Source organism: Pseudoalteromonas sp. J010, assembly GCF_003934235.1.
In the GTDB taxonomy this organism is placed as follows: domain Bacteria; phylum Pseudomonadota; class Gammaproteobacteria; order Enterobacterales; family Alteromonadaceae; genus Pseudoalteromonas; species Pseudoalteromonas peptidolytica.
This window is the reverse complement of sequence record NZ_RDBW01000027.1, coordinates 13,481-33,288: the sequence shown is the minus strand read 5'-3', so window position 1 is coordinate 33,288 and position 19,808 is coordinate 13,481. Positions and strand designations below refer to the sequence as shown.

The following is a 19,808-nucleotide window of genomic DNA, read 5'->3' as shown; positions in this document are numbered from 1 at the left end:
TTGACAGTCTATCAAGGGGCTTTTTATTTTAAGCGTCTGGTTGCTTAATGCCAAAATACACACAGTGAAGTACAGGAAGTACAATCAAGGTTAATATAGTAGCAAATCCAAGACCAAACATGATGGTAACAGCCATCGATTGGAAGAACACATCAAATAGCAGTGGGATCATGCCTAGGATGGTCGTAATAGCAGCCATTGAAACCGGTCTTACACGACTCACACCAGAATCAAAAACAGCTTGATATGGAGACTTACCAGATTCAATTTCAATATTAATTTGATCCATCAGTACAATCCCATTTTTGATGAGCATTCCTGATAAACTCAACAACCCGAGTAGTGCCATGAAACTGAAAGGGGCTTGCAATAAAACAAGTCCGGCTGTTACGCCTATAATGGCAAGTGGCACGGTTGACCATATCACTAAAGGTTTTTTCACTGAATTAAATAGCAATACAGTGATCATGAACATAGCAAGATAGCCAATTGGTAGCGAGCCAAAAATTGCAGTTTTCGCTTTACTAGATGACTCATATTCACCGCCCCATTGCATCTCATAGCCTTGAGGAAGCTCGATAGCTTCAATATCGCTTTTGACTCGTGCAAACAGTTTTGCAGGAGTTTCATCACCAATAACGTCATGATCCGCCATAACAGTAATTGTGCGTTTTCTGTCCCTGCGCATGATAAGGCTATCTTCCCACGTAACACTGAAATCATCTACGATTTGGGAAACCGGAACGTAAACATTTAAAACTGGGCTAAATATTTGTAGGTCACCCAAGTTTTCAACATTTAGCCGCTCTTCTTCCGGCGACCGAGCGATGATTGGTAGTAGTTGAGTGCCATCTCGATATAAACCAACTTTACTACCTGATACTGAAGAAAGTAATAACTGATCTAAATCGGATTTGCTGATCCCCAGGCGTCTTGCTTTGAGCTCGTTAAACTGTGGGCGGATGAGCTTAGTTCTCTGACGCCAGTTATCTCGAATGTTAAATGCTTTCTCATCTCGTCGAATTACACTTTTAGCTTCTTCCGCCAATTGCCTTAAGACAACAGGGTCTGGGCCAGAAAAACGCGCTTCAATTTTTGCATCAGTCGATGGGCCTATTTCCATTCGTTTAATTTTTAGTTGACCGTCTAGTTCGTGTTGATTTTCATACTCACGCAACTTCGCAATCATACTGACAACAGCATCTCTGTCTTTTACTCTGACAATAAGCTGGCCGTAAGCGTCATACTGCTTTTCTGGTGAGTAGGTTAACATAAATCTAGGTGCACCTTGGCCAATCGTTGTGGTGACCTCATTTACAAGTGGATCGGCAAGTAAGAATGATTCTATTTTCTCGACATTTTTCGCTGTGCTACGGATATCAGCACCTTGATAGTGCCAATAATCTACGTAAAACATAGGTGTATTCGATGCGGGAAAGAATGACTGTTTTACTGATTTGAAGCCGACGACCGCACCAACAAGTAATAACACCATTGAGATAATAGTTACCGCTCTGTGCTTGAGGCAAAACGTCAGCATTGACTTGTATACAGTAAAGATTACGCCTTTATAAGGGTCATCATCTTCAGCGTCATCATTGTTTTCTTTTGCTTTTGGCCCTTTAAACATGGCATTAGCAAAAAATGGGGTAAGCGTGATAGCGGTAACCCAACTTAGCAATAATGATATTAAAAGCACCCAGAATAAAGAACCGGCAAATTCGCCACTTGCATCTGAGCTCAACCCTATTGGTGCAAAGGCGGTAATGCCAATCACAGTTGCGCCAAGAAGCGGCCACTTAGTTTGCTCTACAATATTAACCGCAGCTTGGAGCTTTGATTGTCCACGTTTTATATTTATCAAGATCCCTTCGGTTACAACGATGGCGTTATCTACCAACATTCCCAGCGCTATGATTAATGCACCAAGCGAGATCCGTTGTAAGTCAATGGCGAACATCTTCATAAAAATAAATGTACCGAGCACGGTTATGAGTAGGATACCACCTATCAATATGCCACTTTTCACGCCCATAAAAATAAGTAGCACAATAATAACGATAGCAACCGCTTCAACCAGACTGATGATAAAGCCATCAACTGAGGTCTCCACTTCGGTAGGTTGGTTGTATACCGTATTGATGGTAATACCATAAGGTCTTTGGTATTCAAGCTGGGTTAAGTGTCGGCCGATCTCTTTACCCACTTCAACTACATTAACGCCAGACGTGAAAGAAACACCCACTAATAAAGCGCGCTGCTGTGCAAAACGAGTGATGTGATTGGGGACTTCTGCATATTCACGAGTAACGGTTGCTACATCCCCAAGGTATATTAATTCTTTAGCACCAGGCTTTGAAATGAGTAATCCCTCAAGCTCGGAGACATCTGTAAACTCTCCTGTTGGGTGGAGTCGGATTGATTCATCTCCAACTCTGATTTTACCTGCGTTTGAAACAGTATTTTGCGCTTGAAGTAAAGAAAATATGTGGCTTGTTGGGATACCAAGCTGGGATAGTTTCTGCGTCGATATTTCAACAATGACTTGGGCTTGCTGCTCACCAGCCACGGTTACTTTACTTACGCCATCGACTAAAACTAACTCGCGTTTTAAAAAATCCACATAATCTTTTAGCTCGTCGTATGAGTAGCCTTCGCCTGTTACGGCATACAGCTCTCCGTATACATCGGCGAAATCATCAATAACGCTGGGTGTCATGACTCCCGGAGGGAGTTTGGGCGCTAGATCATTTACTTTACGTCTTAGTTCATCCCAAATTTGTTGTAGATCTTTTTTTCGATATTTACTCTTCATCTCAACCGTGATCTGGGACTTCCCCGGTGATGAGATAGAAGTTACATAGTCTACGTAGGGCAAAGATTGGATTGCATTTTCAATTGGAAATGTAACTTCCTCTTCGACTTGCTGAGGTGAAGCACCAGGGTACATCGTCACAACCATGGCTTTTTTCAACGTAAACTCAGGGTCTTCAAGTTGACCTAAGCCGAGATAAGATACTGCACCTGCTATCAGTAAGAGCAAGGCAAACATCCAACTGATAACTTTATTCTCAATTGACCATTTGGCTAAACTCATATTACAGGCCTCTTTCTTTCGTCCAAGGTCTCACTTTCGCACCTTCTTGTAGATAATGTACGCCAGCTGCGACGATCTTTTCACCGGGTTCAAGACCAGAGGTGACCTCTATCCCTGTGTGATTGAGCTGACCAACAGTAACCTTGCGTTTGCTCACCGTTTGTTGGTCGTTGTGGTAAATCCAGACGTAGCTGTTTCCATCCGTGTTTTGCTCTTTATCGGAAAAAACAGCTTGGTTAGGGATAATAATTGCCGTATTGTCTTTGTTTGTTATCTTGCTTGGGTCGACATATACATGACCTGTCATGCCAGCAAAAAGGTTAAAATCTTCTGGAATAGGCAAACTAAAAACAACTTTATAAGTAAGCGTTGCAGGATCAGCTTGTGTATCCCACTCCTTAATTGTCAATGGATATGATTTACTCGGATAACCATCAAAAACAACCGTTGGCTTGTAGTCTGAATCTTTGTCTACGCGCGCAACAATACGCTCTGGCACTTGAATAACAACGTCCATCATATCGCGAGTTTCTAAGCGAAGAATATTTTGTTTTGCAACGACATTCTCGTAATTTTTTACAAATACTTTTGCAACTGTACCGCTAAAAGGTGCTCGTAGTTCACTGTATTCCAAATTTGTTTTAGCGATTTTAAATGCCGATTCTGCTACTTGTTTATCCGCTAGAGCTTTATCAAATTCAGCTTTAGTCGCAATGCCTTTTTCGTAGAGTGGCTCTATTCTTGAAAGTTGCGCTTTCGCTAGTTCAAATTGGGCTTTGCGCTGCTCGTATTGGAGATTGAAATCTTCAGGATCTAACTTTGCCAACAGTTGGCCTTTTTGCACGTCTTGGCCGGCAAGAACAGGAAACTCAATGAGTTCACCATTGACACGAAAAGCGAGGTAGGAGCCTTGGTTTGCAACCACTTCGGCAGGAAAGCTGCGTAGTGTACTACTATTTGGATCTGAGACCGTGTGGATTTTTACAGGTCTTGTTGGGGCTTCTACTTGAGTTTGTTCTACTTGTTCTTGGCAGCCCAGTAATAAAGTAGCCAATACAAGCCCAGAAAACACTCTTAACATTTTGTTCTCCATGACAACGTTAATTATAATGCGTGCAGAATAATAGAATTACTTATAAAATAAAAATTATAAAACATTCTCTACTGCATAAGATTTATTTATGAAGATTTCAGACTTAGCAGTATTTTGTACTGTTGTTGAAGCACCTAGTCTTACCGAAGCTGCAAATAAGCTTCATAAAACGCAGCCAGCGGTCTCGCAATCAATAAAAAGATTAGAACAATCTATGGGATTTGCGCTGTTTGAGCGTGAGAAATACCGTAATATATTGACAGAACAAGGCCGCCGATTTTACTTCGAGGCTGAAAAATTATTAAATCATCATAGAGATCTTTCATTACTCGCGAATGAATTTGCGGCTGGTAATGAGCCAAGCTTTAATATCTGCTACGAACCAATTGTCTATCAACATCAAATTGATGAAGTACTAGGCCGTGCATTTATRAAATTTCCGTCGACAGAAATGAACATTTCAAGTGGTAAGCGTTTTTTTGCGTTGGAGCAGGTTACCCAAGGAGCTGCAAACTTAGGTATAGGCCCTTGGTTTGATTTATTTCATTCAACAGGCGATCTTGAAACCATGCCGATAGGGAAAATTAAACTCGGTCTAGTCTCATTACATGGCTACATGCCGCAATCGTTGGGTTTTGCTGAGCTTGCTAATTACCCGTCTCTTGCGATGAAAGAGAGTAAATTTAATTTTGACAGCGAACGTCTGGCGTATGGTAATAGTAAAAACGTGATGAAACTAGACGATGCTTTGGCGATAAAAAGATACCTTTTACAAGGCATGGGATACGCGCTTATCGGCCTTAACTTTTGCCGCGAGGAAATTGACTCTGGTATTTTACAACGCGTACGTGTTAATGATCGAAAAGACGAGTTTGAAGCAGAGATCCATGCTTTTCGCCTACATATTTCTCATCATGGGCCAGTAGCTAGATATTTTTGGGAACAACTAAAGGTGTTGAATAAAGCATATGAAGACCATCGAACAACATGAATTAGCAGAAAGAATGTTTACCGTGATAGGTGCCATTCCAAGGGGAAAAGTAGCCTCTTATGGGCAAGTTGCACGTTTAGCCGGTTTTCCTAATTATGCCCGTAAAGTAGGGCAGTTACTTAAACATTTACCACCAGAATCGACTCTGCCTTGGTATCGGGTAGTGAATAGTCAAAGGCGCATTTCATTTGCATCAGATAGCGATAAATTTCAAGAACAAAAACAACGCTTAGAAGCTGAGGGTGTGACCTTTTCAGGCACAAATCTAATTGCAAAGCAATTTTTTTGGGAGTAACAAATTTAGAACCCTTCATATTCAACTGATCCAGATAAATAACATAGCCGTAATTATCGTTAGTTTTTGAGTATTTGAACGGGAATTATGAAACTAGCTTTATTTCCATTGCCGATATTTTTGCTTCCGGGTGGCTTTACCCGCTTGCGGATTTTCGAGCAACGTTACTTATATATGGTGAAAGAAGCGGCCAAAACCAATCAAGGTTTTGTGTTGTGCGCTGACGTGGAGGGGGCGCCTAAAGATATAAAAAATGAAGGGGTTCACGTGAAAATAGTGGATTTCTCTCAAGGTGAAGATGGCCAACTATTGATAGATGTTGAGGCAATCAAACGAGTTTCGATCAGTAACGTTGAGGTTGACCACCAAGGTCTTAGGTATGGAGAATGCAGCGAGATAGAAGGGCCACCGTGGCTGTGTAATGACACGGCTTTCAAGCTAATTGATAGCACCCTCAAGGAGAAGCTTCGCAATGTATTCATCGCCAATCCAATACTGGACGATTTATACAAAGACAAGCGTTTTTCAGAGCCGCTCTGGGTTGCGTACAGGTGGTTGGAGATTTTGCCTATATCGATGGCACAAAAATTAAAAATAAAGCAAGCCCAGACATTTGAACAGGTAGCCGAATTCTTACATACTGTGTTAGATGAAAAATAAAAGTGATCGATTCTCAGCTTCAAATCGTAAAGCACAGTAGTAAGTATAATCAGGAAGGTGAGCTATGATAGGCCAACAGCAATCAGTTGATTGCAACGTTAAATCAGGAACTCGCAAAGCAGTGCAAGATACCCCTTCACAAGCGTTGTCAGACGCACTAGTCAAAGTCGCGACAAGTAGGGATCGAAAGGCCTTCGCGTATTTATTCGAATATTTTGCTCCTAAAATTAAACGATTTGGATTGAAGCAATTTGGTAACGAAGCACAAGCAATGGAGTTAGTGCAAGACACCATGACGTCGGTATGGCGAAAGGCTCATTTGTATCACCACGATAAGGGAGCTGCGACGACATGGATTTATACGGTGATGAGAAACGCCTCTTTTGATGCTTTACGCAAGATGAAGAGCAACAAAGAAGAGCATATAAGCGAAGACATCTGGCCGATAATTCAAGATTCTCAAACAGACGATGAAGGCTTCAAAGACCACCTTCAAACTGCTCAAATACAAAAATACATTAACAAGCTACCACCTGCCCAACGTGATATTGTCAAAGGGGTTTATTTTCAAGAAATGTCACAGGAGCAACTGGCTGAACATTTGAATATTCCGGTTGGCACGGTGAAATCTCGTTTAAGACTAGCACTACAAAAGCTTCGCGCAGAGCTGGGAGATCAGGCATGATTAAGCATCACCCTAATGAATCATTATTAGAACAATTTGTTGAGGGCAGTCTGCCCGCAAGTATTAGCGTCGCGATTGCTGCACACGTAGAGCTTTGTCCTTGTTGTCAAAAGAAAACCCAAGCATTAGAGGAAGCCAAAGCAAGTCAACAATTCAGTGACGCAGCGCCACTTGCTTTGGACGCTGATATGATACAGCTGATGGAGTCGATTGCGTTGACTGACGATGTTGACGAAGTACATGATTACATTCAACCGACGTTTAGCTATCAGGGACGTGATGTGCAACTACCACGAGCCATAGCCAATATTGACAGAACAAAATTCTCTGGCGTGGGAAAAGTATCGCGCGCTCGCTTGTTGCTTGAAGACGGTGAGTTGCGTTCAAGCCTGTTGGAAATAGAAGCGGAAGGTGAGATCCCTGAGCATACTCACACCGGTTTTGAGATCACTTTGCTATTGGACGGTGATTTTTCTGACGAGTCCGGTGAATATGTTCCCGGAGACTTTATTTGGCAAGATGGCCAACATAATCACTCGCCTCGTACCAAATCAGGCTGTCTGTGCTTTACTGTCGTCAGCAGTGCGCTACACTTCAATAAAGGGCTTAGTAAGTTGCTAAATCCAATTGGCAATCTGATTTATTAAGGAAAAAGTCTCAGTATGAAGTTTTCATCTTCGATAAAAATTGGTATTAGCGCTTGTTTGGCCGGTGATAAAGTAAGATTTGATTCCGGCCATAAGCGTTCAAACTTTTGTATGGATGAATTTGCAGAACACGTTGAATATGTTAGGTTTTGTCCTGAGGTCGCTATAGGCCTCCCAATTCCAAGACCCACCATTAGACAAATCAGGGTCGGTGACATCATTAAGGTAAGTCGACCTGACGGCATAGAAGATGTAGCGCCAAAACTTAAATCGTATGGCGAGCAAATCGCCACGTCACAGGCTCAAAATTTATCGGGGTTTGTATTTTGCGCTAAAAGCCCAAGCTGTGGCATGGAGCGTGTGAAGGTATATAACGAAGCGGGTACGGGCAATACCTCTGAGGGTATCGGTGTGTTTGCTGAGCAAATTATGAAACACAATCCACTACTACCTTGTGAGGAAAATGGCCGTCTCAACGATATGTACCTCAGAGAAAATTTCGTTATGCGTGTGTTTGTTTATAAAAGCTGGCAAGAATTAGTCAGTCAGGAACACGTTGGCTTACATGAAATCACTACGTTTCACGCCAAGCATAAGTACCTTTTGATGAGTCATAATTATCAGGCATACAAAAATTTGGGAAGGCTGTTGGGCGATGGCAAGCAATTAGGTATTGAAACGCTCAAGCTGCAATACATAAGCGGTTTGATGACAGCGCTCAAAAAGCCTGCAAACAGAAAAAATCAGGCTAACACGTTGACCCACCTACAAGGGTATTTCAAAAATGAGCTGTCGAGCGTTGAGAAGCAAGAAATGTGTACGGCAATTGAAGAGTATCGTAAGGGTATAGTGCCGCTTTACGTTCCTCTTACATTGTTAAAGCATCATTTAACAGTACATCCCAAAGCCTACTTGCAGAGTCAAGTCTACTTTGACCCATACCCCAACGAGTTGCGCTTAAGATTCGGAATTTAACCATGAAAACTGCTTTTTGGTTTCGCCGTGACCTGAGGGTATACGGCAATGAGGCTTTGATAGAAGCCATAAATGAAGGCGCACGGGATGCGCTTTTTTTTTATTGTAAGCCACAGTGGCAACAACACAATACCGCGTCTATCCAGATAGACTTATTGGAGCGGAGGCTGGTTGAGCTTGGCGCGTTATTGAGCGAGTTTGGTGTCCAGCTACATATTATTGAGGCGGGCATGTTCACTGAGCTGCCAGAGCGGCTCAGCGCATTTTGCGAAGAAAATAACATCAGTCGTCTGTTTGCAAACAAAGAATATGAAGTAAATGAAATTGCACGCGACAATGAGTGCTCTAAGCGGGTTTCACTGACATGTTTTGATGGAGATGTAATTGCCCCCCCGGGTACTGTGCTGACGGGCTCTGGTGAAATGTTCAAAGTATTTACGCCATTCAAGAAAGCGTGGCTCAAATTATTTTCAGATCAGCGCTTTAACTTTCAACATTGGCCACTTGAAAAGCGCAGCGCCGGTGACTTTACTACACCATCGTTTTTTGCAATGACCATGGAATCACAGAAGTGGCCGGTTGATGATGAATCTATCGTGGCAGTTGTTAATCGTTTTATTAAAGATAAGTTGACAGACTATCAGGGTGATAGAGATTTCCCTGCAATCAAGGGAACTTCAGGTTTAAGTCCATATCTTGCACTTGGCATTATTTCACCTAAGCAATTGCTAACCCAGATCCAACTCGATAACCCTGAAGTACTAGAGAGACCTAGCCAGCCGGAGTTTTGTTGGATAAATGAAATAATTTGGCGTGAGTTTTATCGACACCTAATCGTTGCATTTCCTAAGTTATGCAAAGGCTCTAACTTTAACGAAAAATACGATGCTGTTGCATGGCAGTCAGATCCCGAGGTGTTTCAATTGTGGTGCGAAGGTCAAACAGGTTATCCCATTGTAGATGCGGCTATGCGTCAACTAAACAAAACTGGATGGATGCACAATCGGTTACGCATGATAGTGGCTAGCTTTTTAACAAAACACCTATTGATCGATTGGCGTCAAGGTGAAGCCTACTTTATGTCTAAACTTATTGATGGGGACTTAGCGAGTAATAATGGTGGTTGGCAATGGGCTGCAAGTACAGGATGCGATGCTCAACCGTATTTTCGAATATTTAATCCTATTACGCAAAGTGAAAAGTTTGATCCTGATGGTACTTTCATTCGTACCTATGTGCCTGAATTGAAAAACGTTCCAGCTAAGCACATCCACTTTCCGCACGACTATTTGTCGGCTTTTGGCGGTCAGTATTGTGCACCAATTGTGGATCACAAAGAAGCCAGAGCAAGAGCGCTTGAGGCATTTAAGGTATAAAAGGTATGGATCACAAAACCCAGCGATTTGTGTCAGTGTATAACGAAATCGACAAGCATTGCCTAGACAAGCTAGCAGAGATTTATACAGACGATATTAATTTCACAGATCCGCTCCATCACATCCAAGGACTTGAACAGCTAACACTGTACTTTCAAGCTTTATATGAAAATGTTGCTGACATCAATTTTACGGTGACAAGCGATTATCAGTCTGATGATGTTAGCTTTATTTACTGGATAATGTCTTATCGTCATCCAAAGCTTAATGGTGGAAAGACTATTGATGTTGATGGGCACAGTAGATTGAGCTTTAAAGGTGATAAAGTTGCTTACCACCGAGATTATTTCGATAGCGCACAAATGTTATACCGTCAGGTTCCTGTACTTGGCAACATAATTCGTATGCTTGATAAGAGGGTGACTGGATGAAACATGTACTGATCACGGGTGCAACATCAGGCATAGGTAAGGGGTTGGCAAGATATTATGCTAACCAAGGCAATACCGTTACGGCATGTGGGCGAAATATTGAGATTCTTAGTTCGCTAGCACAAGAGAGCGGCGTAAAAACGAAAGCGTTTGATTTAACGAAGCGTGAAGAAATAGAGCGTCAGTTTGCCGACCTTGATGAGCTAGATTTGGTTATTCTAAATGCTGGCGGTTGTGAATATATTGATAACCCTAATGACTTTGACGGCCACCTTTTTGAACGGATCATGACAATTAATGTGATTTCAATAGGGCATTGCTTAGATATTATTCTACCCAAAATCAAACGAGGCGGTCAGCTATGTATCATCAGCTCTAGCAGCTCTTTTTTGCCATTGCCTCGTGCTGAAGCATATGGCGCGTCAAAGTCGGCACTCAGCTATCTAGCTAGAACGCTTTCTGTTACTTTAAAAGGTGTGGACGTCACAGTTGTACATCCAGGTTTTGTTGAAACACCGCTAACAGACAAAAATGATTTCCCGATGCCATGTATAGTCAGTGTTGAAGACGCAGTAGGATACATAAGCGCGGGGATCTCTAAGCGCAAAAGGGAAATACACTTTCCCAGACGTTTTACCTTATTTTTGAAACTTCTTAGGCTTTTACCATTTTCTTTATGGTTGCCTCTCGCGAAAAGGATAGCCCGTGGCTAAAATTGCAATCATTGGTAGTGGCATCTCAGGTATGACTGCTGCGTATTTACTGAACCGTAAACACGATATCAAAGTGTTTGAAAAAAATAATTATATTGGTGGTCACACGGCAACTATTGATGTAGAAAATAATGGCGAAAAAATCGCAATAGATACCGGTTTTATAGTATTTAATGACAGAACATACCCAAAGTTTGAAAAGCTGCTCGCAGAAATAGGCGTTACGCGTAAACCAACAGAGATGAGCTTCAGCGTTCACAACAGCCAAACAGAGTTTGAGTATAACGGGCATTCACTATGGACCCTATTTGCTCAAAAACGCAACTTGTTTAGACCCAAGTTTTGGCAGCTACTAAAAGATATTGTTCGGTTCAATACAGTATGTAAAGAGTTACACCAGCGTGATGACTATAACGGTGTTGAAACATTAGGTAAGCTTTTAAGCCACCATAATTTTAATGAGTTTTTTAAACTGCATTACATCCTACCGATGGGGGCAGCAATCTGGTCTACAAGTATCAAAGAAATGCTCGACTTTGAGGCTAAGTTTTTTGTGCGCTTTTTTTTCAATCATGGTCTCTTGGATATTGCTAATCGTCCACAGTGGTATGTGATCCCTGGTGGCTCCAGAGAATACATCGCGCCATTAGTGGAACAGTTCCGTGAGAATATTGTTCTGAATGCCAAACTCACAAGCGTACAACGCGACGATGATGGCGTGACTTTGGTATTTGAGGATGGTCACCAAGAACAGTTTGATAAGGTGGTGTTTGCGTGCCACAGCGATCAGGCGCTTGAATTGTTGGCCTCGCCGTCGGAACAAGAAACACAAATTCTTGGCGCTATTCCATATACGGCAAATTCAGTTGTGCTTCACACCGACACAAGCCTGCTGCCTAAACGTAAAGCGGCATGGGCGAGTTGGAACTATTTGCTAAACGAGGCGACCGACAAGGCCGCAGTCGTGACTTACCAAATGAACATACTTCAAGGGCTAGACGCAAAATATCAATATTGTGTCACATTAAACCATGATAGTGGCATTGATGAAAGCAAAGTGATCCAACGATTTGTATATCATCATCCGGTCTTCAACACGACCAGCATTGATGCACAAAAAAGAAAGCCTGAGATCGATGGCAAACATCATAGCTATTTTTGTGGCGCTTATTGGTTTAACGGTTTTCACGAAGATGGTGTCAAAAGTGCTGTAGATGTTGCAAGGCAGCTTGGAGTTGAATTTTGAACAGCGCCATCTTGGTAGGGAGAGTGAGACATAGGCGTTTTGCGCACGCTCATCATGCTTTTTCTTACCCGATGTATATGATGTGGATTGACTTACATGAGGCAGAGTCCCTGAACGGTATCTCGTCAGTGTTTGGCTCTTCTGGCTTAAAACTGCTCAAGTTTAATCAGCAGGACTACATCAAAGATGGTGAAGGCAGCTTACTACAACGTGCTTATTTAAAGTCTAAACAATTAGGCCGACCTGTAACAGACTCGACTAAAGTTTATCTGATGGCACAAATGCGCTGCTTTGGTATTTATTTTAGTCCAGTGAATTTTTACTTCTTTGAGCATGAAAACGGACAAGGCTTCAGTCATATGCTCGCTGAGGTGAGTAACACGCCTTGGAACGAGCGCTATTTTTATTCAGTTGATTTACATGAAGATGTGAACTTTGAAAAAGCTTTTCACGTATCACCTTTTATGAATTTGGATATGCGTTATCACTGGAAAGTAAAGCCGCCAGGACAAACCACAGTTATCCATATAGAGAACAGAAAAGGTAACGAATTGCTATTCGATGCGACTTTGGCGTTGAAAAAGCAGGCACTGACTAACAAGAACATCAACCGCTTGTTACGTCGCTTTCCTGCGATGACGTGGAGTATAGCAAAGGGTATCTATTGGCAAGCGTTAAAGTTATTTTTAAAGAAGGTACCCTTCATTGGGCATCCGGGAAGAGTTTAAGATGGAAAACACCACAACAATTACCTCATCAATATCACTCAGTACGCTAGATAAGTTATACAAGAAGCTCGTCTTCGGCGCATTAAATACCTTGGAGTCTGGTAAGGTCGTGCTTGTCGAGGGCGGTAACCGACATCACTTTGGCTCAATGGACTCAGAGCTTATTGCTGAAGTTGTGGTTCACGACGCCGCAATGTATAAATTGTTTGCGCTCGGAGGAAGCGTAGGCGCTGGAGAAGCGTACATTTTGGGTCATTGGAGTTGCTCTAATTTAACAGCATTAATAGAAATATTCGTGCTCAACCAAGCACAGTTGGATGCCTTCGAAAGAAAGTTTGCGGTTTTATCTAATATCGCACACAAGCTTAAGCACTTTAGGAACAAAAACTCAAAACAAGGTTCGAAACGTAATATCGAAGCCCATTACGATTTAGGAAATGACCTTTACGAGTCGTTTCTCAGCGAAGAAATGCTTTATTCGAGTGCTGTTTACCCCAGTAAAGAGGCGACACTTGAGCAGGCACAGCAATATAAACTCGCTGCAATATGCAAACGTCTAGACTTGCAAGCCTCTGACAAAGTGGTCGAGATAGGCACTGGGTGGGGGGCTTTTGCTATCTATGCCGCCAAACACCATGGGTGCCATGTAACGACCACAACAATCTCTGAGGAGCAACACGCTTATGTGGAGAAGTTAATTGTAGAGGAAGGACTTGGTGATAAAATTACTCTATTGAAGAAAGATTACCGAGACTTACAAGGGCAGTACGATAAATTGGTTTCAATTGAAATGATTGAAGCCGTAGGACATGAATATCTTTCTGGCTTTTTTGCGAAATGCGATGCACTCCTAAAGCCGTCTGGTGCCATGTTGATCCAAGCAATCACCATCGCGTGTCAACGTTATCAGCACTATCTAAAGCAATCTGATTTTATCCAACAATATATTTTCCCGGGCGGATGTTTGCCTTCAGTCACCGAGATGAGTAAACAAATCTCAAGCGCAACAGACATGGTAGTACATGAGCTACATGACATAGGGCTTCACTACGCAAGAACTTTGTATGATTGGCGAGTTCGTTTTGAAAAGTCTTGGCCATCTTTGGATAGCAAGCGATTTGATGAACGTTTCTACCGTTTGTGGGAGTTTTACTTGTGCTATTGCGAAGGCGCGTTTAAGCGTCGAGCGACCAGTGCCATTCACCTAGTTGCTAGAAAACCCGGATATCAGTCAAATGATTGTGTTGCAGCATTGGATTACTAACGCGCTGATATTTCAAAGTGTTTGGTTTGCTGCTTTGTTCTTTCAGTCTCAGGCACTTTGGTTTATGACAGCGGGCTGCGTGATAATGCTGTTGGGGCATTCAAACAGACGGTTGAACATGATATTGGCATTAGTTGGCTCCGTGATAGGTGTGCTCGTTGAGTATACAGCGGTTGAAAGTAATCTAATGAGCTATCAAGGAGAGGCAATTATCCCTCTTTGGCTTTGGGTACTTTGGATAGCGCTGCTATTAACATTAAATAAAGCACTCGCTAAATTGCTTACTTTACCAATGCCTGTGCAAATATTACTTTTTGCGGTGTGTGCGCCGCCCAGTTATCTAGGCGCTGCGAACTTTGATGTGTTGACAATACACCAACCTTGGTACGTTTTTTGGCCGACATTTGGGGCAATGTGGAGTGTTGGCTTTTATATTATTATTTGTATTAATCGGTTTTTGTTAGGTACAAACCTTGCGCGTGGACACGCAAATTGATAGCTTTTGGTCTCAAACTGTGCGCTTTGAGCTAAAACAGCGCAAAATAATAAATATTTAGTCTAAATTATCAATTTTGGGGTTGCACACAAAGGCAAAATGCATAAACATAGGTTTTGCTTAGGCAAATTATAAAGTTATAGGAATCTAATAATGAATAAAGCTCAACTAGTTGAAAAGATGGCGGCAGACGCAGAAATTTCAAAAGCAGCGGCAACTCGCGCTCTAGAATCATTCACTGGCGCAGTAACGGACACTTTGAAAGAAGGTGGTTCAGTTGCTTTAGTTGGTTTCGGTACTTTCACTGTAAAAGAGCGTGCTGCTCGCACTGGCCGTAACCCACAAACTGGTGCTGAAATCCAGATCCCAGCTGCGAACATTCCTTCGTTCAAAGCGGGTAAAGGTCTAAAAGACCAAGTAAACCTGTAATCCACACGCTGGACAGAAAAACCTCCGAAAACGGGGGTTTTTTTATATCTCGGCAGTCTTGAATCTGCTAACATCGCCCCAACTTATGATTTAAATTATCTTACACTAATAATTGCAATGAAACGTTTTAGTCTGCCAGCAATACTCTCGCTACTTATACTTTTATGGGTTGGTGCTGGGTGTGCGACAGAACTTGATTGCAATACTACTTCTCCTATACCGGTAACAAAGTCGATGTCTATTACCGATGATGCTATTCAGTTACCAGTTAATCAACCAGATCAGCATAAGCAAGTTATGCCGTTCAAGCTTTCACATGATGACAACGATCATGATACTGGCTTTTTACCAGAGCGAGAGCGCTCCAATCATCCTAGTTATTTCTTGCATCCAAAACAGCAAGCGGAATATGCACTGGCGTTTGCGCTAGCAGAGCCAAAATATGTTCCTGCCATGGTTTATCAAATGGAAAAACCCAATGATTTACCGTGGTACATGTCTGATACACGGCCAGCAAACGGCTCTATCGATACCTGCAAACCAGCCAACCTCATCTTCAAAGGTCGTCTAAGCTACGACGTATAATCATCGTTCATTTCGGATTTAAAGTTAACCTTATACCAATTAGACCTAATACTTGCTCAATTTGAAGGTGCAAATCTGACGCTAACAGCGTTAAAAATTTCTTATTTAGAACAACTAAATAGCAAAATTTTTGCCTGGTTATCGACAAGATTTTCTCGCCTCAAAATAGATCACTTAATTAAGATACTTGGTATTAATTTGAATTTTGAGCATCCAATATTGATCGATGGTTTACTTACTTTGCGTAATTTTGCTGGTCAACGAAGGCAACATACCAGTGCCCGTGTAGGCAAGTTGATCACTTAATTAAGATAATTGCCATAACTGATTTGGTAAATACAAAATTAGTAAAAGTCGAAATAGTATTGGCATGCTCGCCAGTTTTAATACTAATTTGTCCTAATATGAGCTCAATTTGAAGCAGTAAATCTGGTTCCAACTGTGTTAAAAGTTTCTAGTTTACAGCTACTAAATAGCGAAGCTTTCCTTGCTCAGAGCATGTAGATACCTTTACACGAGCAGGGACTATGGTGTTATAGAGACGATTTTCTTGCCACAAAATGAACTACTTATCATCGGAAATCAGGATCAAGCAAATTGGTATAAATAAATTGGCTCGACCAATGAGAATAAAATGAAGAATATAGAACAATTGAATAGCAAGCACGGCATGACAACTTCGTCGCGCTTCAAGAAATTCTTTACCGCAATTATCATAGTGATACTGATAATTTGTGCTACACCAAACTTATACCCAAATAAGAACTTAATACAGGTTCAGGCAAGCGCTAACAACATGCTTGTTGTATCTGTGCCTGAGCTAAAAAATAATCTTGAAAATGAAGGCTTTAAGGTAAAAAAGGTAATATCACATCAAGGTGGATACTTAGTAGAGCTAGAAAATCGAGCACTTACCGCAGAGGCTAGGGCGCATATAGCCGCACTGCACAGTGAACTAAATGTTAAAGTAATAAGTGCATCCACAATGCCTATATGGCTTGAGTATACTGGATTAAAGCCAATCAAGCTTGGTTTAGACCTAGATGGGGGAGTATTGTTTGTTCTCAAAGTTGATGTTGAGCAGGCAATGCTGAGCCAACTGCAATCTGTTGCAGATGAGGCCAATAGCATTCGAATTAATAACCGCTATCGCCATCTATCTTCGCCTCAAGTTATCAATGCTCAAGAGGTCGAGATAGTTGCAACAGTACAAGGGAAAACAGAGTTACAAGCATTAAGCACTACTTTACACGACCGGTATCCGCACCTTAGCAGCAATAGAAAAGCCTATGGTAGTCTCACTAAATTGACTTTATCTTTTCCCGAGGCAAAAAAAATTGAGCTTCATAAGCAGTTAATGACTCAGGCATTATCAACATTGCGCTCGCGAATTGAGGAACTCGGGATCACTGAAGCGGTAACCCAACGACAAGGTGATAATTATATCCGTATTGAACTACCGGGGGTGCAAGACCCTGACCAAGCAAAACGCATAATAGGTGCCACTGCCAAATTATCTTTCCATGCGTTACAGACAGCAGGCGGCCAGAGAATAAAAGATAAATTAGGAAACGTTATCAATATTGACCCTACCGCAATTTTTGGTGGTGATGAAATTGAATCGGCCACGGCCGGTAGAGATGAATACGGTAAACCGCTGGTAGAGCTATTTTTATCATCAAGTGGTGGTAAAAAGATTAACCACTTTTCCCGGCAAAATGTCGGCAAGCCAATGGCGACTGTGTTTGCACAGTACTACGTCAGTACCAGTGGAGAGACGAAAAAGCATACAGAGGTGATATCGGTTGCAACTATACAACAAGTACTAAATACCCGCTTTAGCATTACCAATATGCAATCAATGGAACGAGCGCAAGAGTTAGCGTTGTTATTAAGAGCAGGATCGTTGGATGCACCAATCACAATAGTAAAAGAGCAAACAATAGGCCCATCTTTGGGTGAGAAAAATATTGAAAGCGGCTTTAAAGCCCTTGCGCTTGGACTCAGCATCACCTTGTTATTTATGGCTCTGTGGTATCGAAAGCTCGGAGTCATCGCAATTATTTCGTTACTCGTCAATTTAGTATGCCTCATTGGCTTAATGTCATTGTTGCCAGGAGTTGTGTTGACGCTTCCAGGCATTGCTGGTTTGGTGCTGACAATTGGTATGGCAGTGGATACAAACGTGATTATTTTTGAACGGGTAAGAGAGCTGAGGTCAAAAGGAGCAACCATGGTGATAGCATTAAAGCAAGGTTACCAACAAGCAATGTCCAGTATCGTTGACGCTAATTTAACAACGATGATCACAGCACTTATTCTGCTTGGGATTGGATATGGGCCGGTGAAAGGGTTTGCTATCACGCTAGCGCTTGGCATTGTGACTAGTATTTTTGCTGGGGTTATTGTATCGGGGTTACTGTCTGAGTCTTTATATTCTCAGCAGCGTCAAGGAGGAAAGTAATATGAAAAGTAATATGCAACACATCAGATTGATAGGGCTTATTTTAGGGGTGGTATTGGTTTTCGCGAGCTTGGTTACAATAGCCCAAAAAGGAATCGCTTTTGGGCAAGATTTTACAGGTGGGTATGTCACTGTAATTGATGTACCAAAGTCCGTCACTGTTGATGAAATGCAACTGAAGTTACATCAGCTCGGGGTGGATAATGCTCGAATTGACCTGCAAATGGATGGCAGTTGGCGAATATTTCAGACTCCTTCTTCTACTAATGATTTAAAGGTAAAAGAGTGGAATTCGGAGCTAAACTCACAATGGCATGCAACGGTATTAGATGCCAGTTATCTTGGCGCTCAAGTTGGTGATGAACTTATTGAGCAAGGCGGGCTAGCTGGATTATTTGCTTTACTGAGCGTGCTGCTTTATTTGGCATGTCGTTTTGAGTGGCGTCTAGCGGTATCAGCAAGTATTGCATTATTTCATGATGTCATTATTACACTAGGGTTATTTTCTGCCACGCAGGTTGAATTTGGCCTAACGGTATTAGCGGCGTTACTGGCTATCATCGGGTACTCTCTCAATGACTCCATCGTGGTTGGAGACAGAGTGAGGGAGCTGCTTTTTGAGGAACGTTACAAGCAAGCGCCTGTGGCAAAGGTCATTGATCAAGCGATAAAAGATTCGTTGAGTCGTACGTTAATTACCTCATTGACAACATTAGCAACTGTACTGTCAATATGGTGGCTCGCAGGAGCCGGGTTGAGTAGTTTTGCCATGGCGCTATGCTGTGGCATAGCAGTTGGTACACTATCATCACTTGCAATTAGCGCGACTTTGCCACAGTTTATGGGATTATCATATAACAATTACCGCAAAGAAGAGTCTGAAGCAACGAAGAAGCAGCTTGCAGAACCCTGATTTTAGCAAGCATTTATCAAGTGGAAGGTTAAAAAAGTAGTGCAAACTCTTTTTTAACCTTTGTTGACTAAGATATAATTCACGGCTGTTGAAAGGAGTTGGTGGGCGCTAATGTCAAAATACAGTTTTCAGACTCGTTGCGGTAAGGTCACCCTTTGGACTGAAAAAAATATCCTATTTGCCTGCTTTGAAGGCAATATTAATGAATCCATGATCCATTTCTTTTCTCGGACGATGGAACAATGTCGTGATGAAATTGCGGTGCCAGCATGGGGTTATGTTAGTTATTCAGAAAAAGCGATTGCCGCTACACCGCAAGCCTATGATTTATTGGTTAATGTCGCCAAACGGTGCCTGCAACTAGGGTGTGTAAGTGCAGGTTATGTACTAAATTCAGCGATTGCAAAGCGCCAAATGGAAAAGCTTCGAAAAGAAATTGGGATGCCAGAGCCAATAGAGCAAGTGCTGTTTGTCGATCTGGACACTGCCGTTGAATACGTTAATCAAAATCTATCTTTCCACTATAATGCCAATTAGACTTAATTCTTGCTCAATTTGAAGGAGTAAACCTGACGCTAATAGCGTTAAAAATCCCTTTTCTAGAACAACTAGATAGCAAAATTTTGTCTTTCCTACATGGATATAGGTATCTTAGCGGTAGTAGGACGCGGTAGCGAAGTTATTGACAAGATTTTCTCGCCTCAAAATAGACCTCTTAAT

Annotated in this window: 20 protein-coding genes; 18 read left to right on the top strand and 2 right to left on the bottom strand. The window is 41.9% G+C overall.

Annotated features, from left to right (window positions below; translation table 11 throughout):
- Positions 1-28: 28 nt before the first annotated feature.
- Both EAG18_RS14795 and EAG18_RS14790 read right to left on the bottom strand, forming a co-directional pair.
- Positions 29-3,097 (bottom strand): efflux RND transporter permease subunit, encoded by a 3,069-nt coding sequence (locus EAG18_RS14795; protein ID WP_125253153.1) that lies wholly within the window; start codon positions 3,095-3,097, stop codon positions 29-31.
- A gap of 1 nt (position 3,098) precedes the next feature.
- Positions 3,099-4,178 carry an efflux RND transporter periplasmic adaptor subunit gene (locus EAG18_RS14790; RefSeq protein WP_125253152.1) on the bottom strand — a complete coding sequence of 360 codons (1,080 nt, stop codon included), beginning with the start codon at positions 4,176-4,178 and terminating at the stop codon, positions 3,099-3,101.
- A 100-nt stretch (positions 4,179-4,278) separates the two neighbouring features.
- Here EAG18_RS14790 and EAG18_RS14785 point away from each other — a divergent pair, with 100 nt between their 5' ends.
- The 18 genes from EAG18_RS14785 to EAG18_RS14700 all read left to right on the top strand — a co-directional run bounded on the left by EAG18_RS14785 (position 4,279) and on the right by EAG18_RS14700 (position 19,625).
- Positions 4,279-5,181, top strand: a complete 903-nt coding sequence (locus EAG18_RS14785) for a LysR family transcriptional regulator (protein ID WP_125253151.1) — start codon at positions 4,279-4,281, stop codon at positions 5,179-5,181.
- Entirely contained in the window at positions 5,159-5,476 is a 318-nt protein-coding gene (locus EAG18_RS14780) for an MGMT family protein (protein WP_125253150.1), read from the top strand. The genes EAG18_RS14785 and EAG18_RS14780 overlap by 23 nt, the downstream gene beginning before the upstream one ends.
- Before the next feature lie 87 nt (positions 5,477-5,563).
- Positions 5,564-6,136 carry an LON peptidase substrate-binding domain-containing protein gene (locus EAG18_RS14775; protein WP_125253149.1) on the top strand — a complete coding sequence of 191 codons (573 nt, stop codon included), beginning with the start codon at positions 5,564-5,566 and terminating at the stop codon, positions 6,134-6,136.
- Positions 6,137-6,200: 64 nt separating this feature from the next.
- Complete coding sequence (locus EAG18_RS14770) at positions 6,201-6,821, top strand: sigma-70 family RNA polymerase sigma factor (RefSeq protein ID WP_125253148.1); 621 nt, start codon at positions 6,201-6,203, stop codon at positions 6,819-6,821.
- Positions 6,818-7,468, top strand: a complete 651-nt coding sequence (locus tag EAG18_RS14765; RefSeq protein ID WP_125253147.1) for a ChrR family anti-sigma-E factor — start codon at positions 6,818-6,820, stop codon at positions 7,466-7,468. The genes EAG18_RS14770 and EAG18_RS14765 overlap by 4 nt, the downstream gene beginning before the upstream one ends.
- 15 nt (positions 7,469-7,483) lie before the next feature.
- Positions 7,484-8,443 carry a DUF523 and DUF1722 domain-containing protein gene (locus EAG18_RS14760; RefSeq protein ID WP_125253146.1) on the top strand — a complete coding sequence of 320 codons (960 nt, stop codon included), beginning with the start codon at positions 7,484-7,486 and terminating at the stop codon, positions 8,441-8,443.
- Positions 8,444-8,445: 2 nt separating this feature from the next.
- Positions 8,446-9,819 (top strand): deoxyribodipyrimidine photo-lyase, encoded by a 1,374-nt coding sequence (gene phrB, locus EAG18_RS14755; RefSeq protein WP_125253145.1) that lies wholly within the window; start codon positions 8,446-8,448, stop codon positions 9,817-9,819.
- Between the two features lie 5 nt (positions 9,820-9,824).
- Positions 9,825-10,250, top strand: coding sequence for a nuclear transport factor 2 family protein (locus EAG18_RS14750; RefSeq protein ID WP_125253144.1), 426 nt, complete (start codon positions 9,825-9,827; stop codon positions 10,248-10,250).
- Positions 10,247-10,963 (top strand): SDR family NAD(P)-dependent oxidoreductase, encoded by a 717-nt coding sequence (locus tag EAG18_RS14745; protein ID WP_125253143.1) that lies wholly within the window; start codon positions 10,247-10,249, stop codon positions 10,961-10,963. Before EAG18_RS14750 ends, EAG18_RS14745 begins: the two co-directional genes overlap by 4 nt.
- Positions 10,956-12,209, top strand: a complete 1,254-nt coding sequence (locus EAG18_RS14740) for an FAD-dependent oxidoreductase (RefSeq protein ID WP_125253142.1) — start codon at positions 10,956-10,958, stop codon at positions 12,207-12,209. Before EAG18_RS14745 ends, EAG18_RS14740 begins: the two co-directional genes overlap by 8 nt.
- Entirely contained in the window at positions 12,206-12,937 is a 732-nt protein-coding gene (locus tag EAG18_RS14735; protein WP_125253141.1) for a DUF1365 domain-containing protein, read from the top strand. The genes EAG18_RS14740 and EAG18_RS14735 overlap by 4 nt, the downstream gene beginning before the upstream one ends.
- 1 nt (position 12,938) lies before the next feature.
- Entirely contained in the window at positions 12,939-14,201 is a 1,263-nt protein-coding gene (locus EAG18_RS14730; protein WP_125253140.1) for a cyclopropane-fatty-acyl-phospholipid synthase family protein, read from the top strand.
- A complete protein-coding gene (locus EAG18_RS14725) occupies positions 14,173-14,697 on the top strand; it encodes a DUF2878 domain-containing protein (RefSeq protein WP_125253139.1) in 525 nt (174 codons plus the stop codon). Before EAG18_RS14730 ends, EAG18_RS14725 begins: the two co-directional genes overlap by 29 nt.
- A gap of 153 nt (positions 14,698-14,850) precedes the next feature.
- Positions 14,851-15,126: an HU family DNA-binding protein gene (locus tag EAG18_RS14720; protein ID WP_125253138.1), complete on the top strand. Its 276-nt coding sequence runs from the start codon at positions 14,851-14,853 to the stop codon at positions 15,124-15,126.
- 117 nt (positions 15,127-15,243) lie between these two features.
- A complete protein-coding gene (locus EAG18_RS14715) occupies positions 15,244-15,711 on the top strand; it encodes a hypothetical protein (RefSeq protein ID WP_125253137.1) in 468 nt (155 codons plus the stop codon).
- 634 nt (positions 15,712-16,345) lie between these two features.
- Positions 16,346-18,175 carry a protein translocase subunit SecD gene (gene secD, locus EAG18_RS14710; RefSeq protein WP_125253136.1) on the top strand — a complete coding sequence of 610 codons (1,830 nt, stop codon included), beginning with the start codon at positions 16,346-16,348 and terminating at the stop codon, positions 18,173-18,175.
- A gap of 1 nt (position 18,176) precedes the next feature.
- Entirely contained in the window at positions 18,177-19,088 is a 912-nt protein-coding gene (gene secF, locus EAG18_RS14705; protein ID WP_125253135.1) for a protein translocase subunit SecF, read from the top strand.
- A gap of 111 nt (positions 19,089-19,199) precedes the next feature.
- Positions 19,200-19,625 (top strand): hypothetical protein, encoded by a 426-nt coding sequence (locus EAG18_RS14700; protein WP_125253134.1) that lies wholly within the window; start codon positions 19,200-19,202, stop codon positions 19,623-19,625.
- Positions 19,626-19,808 lie beyond the last annotated feature (183 nt).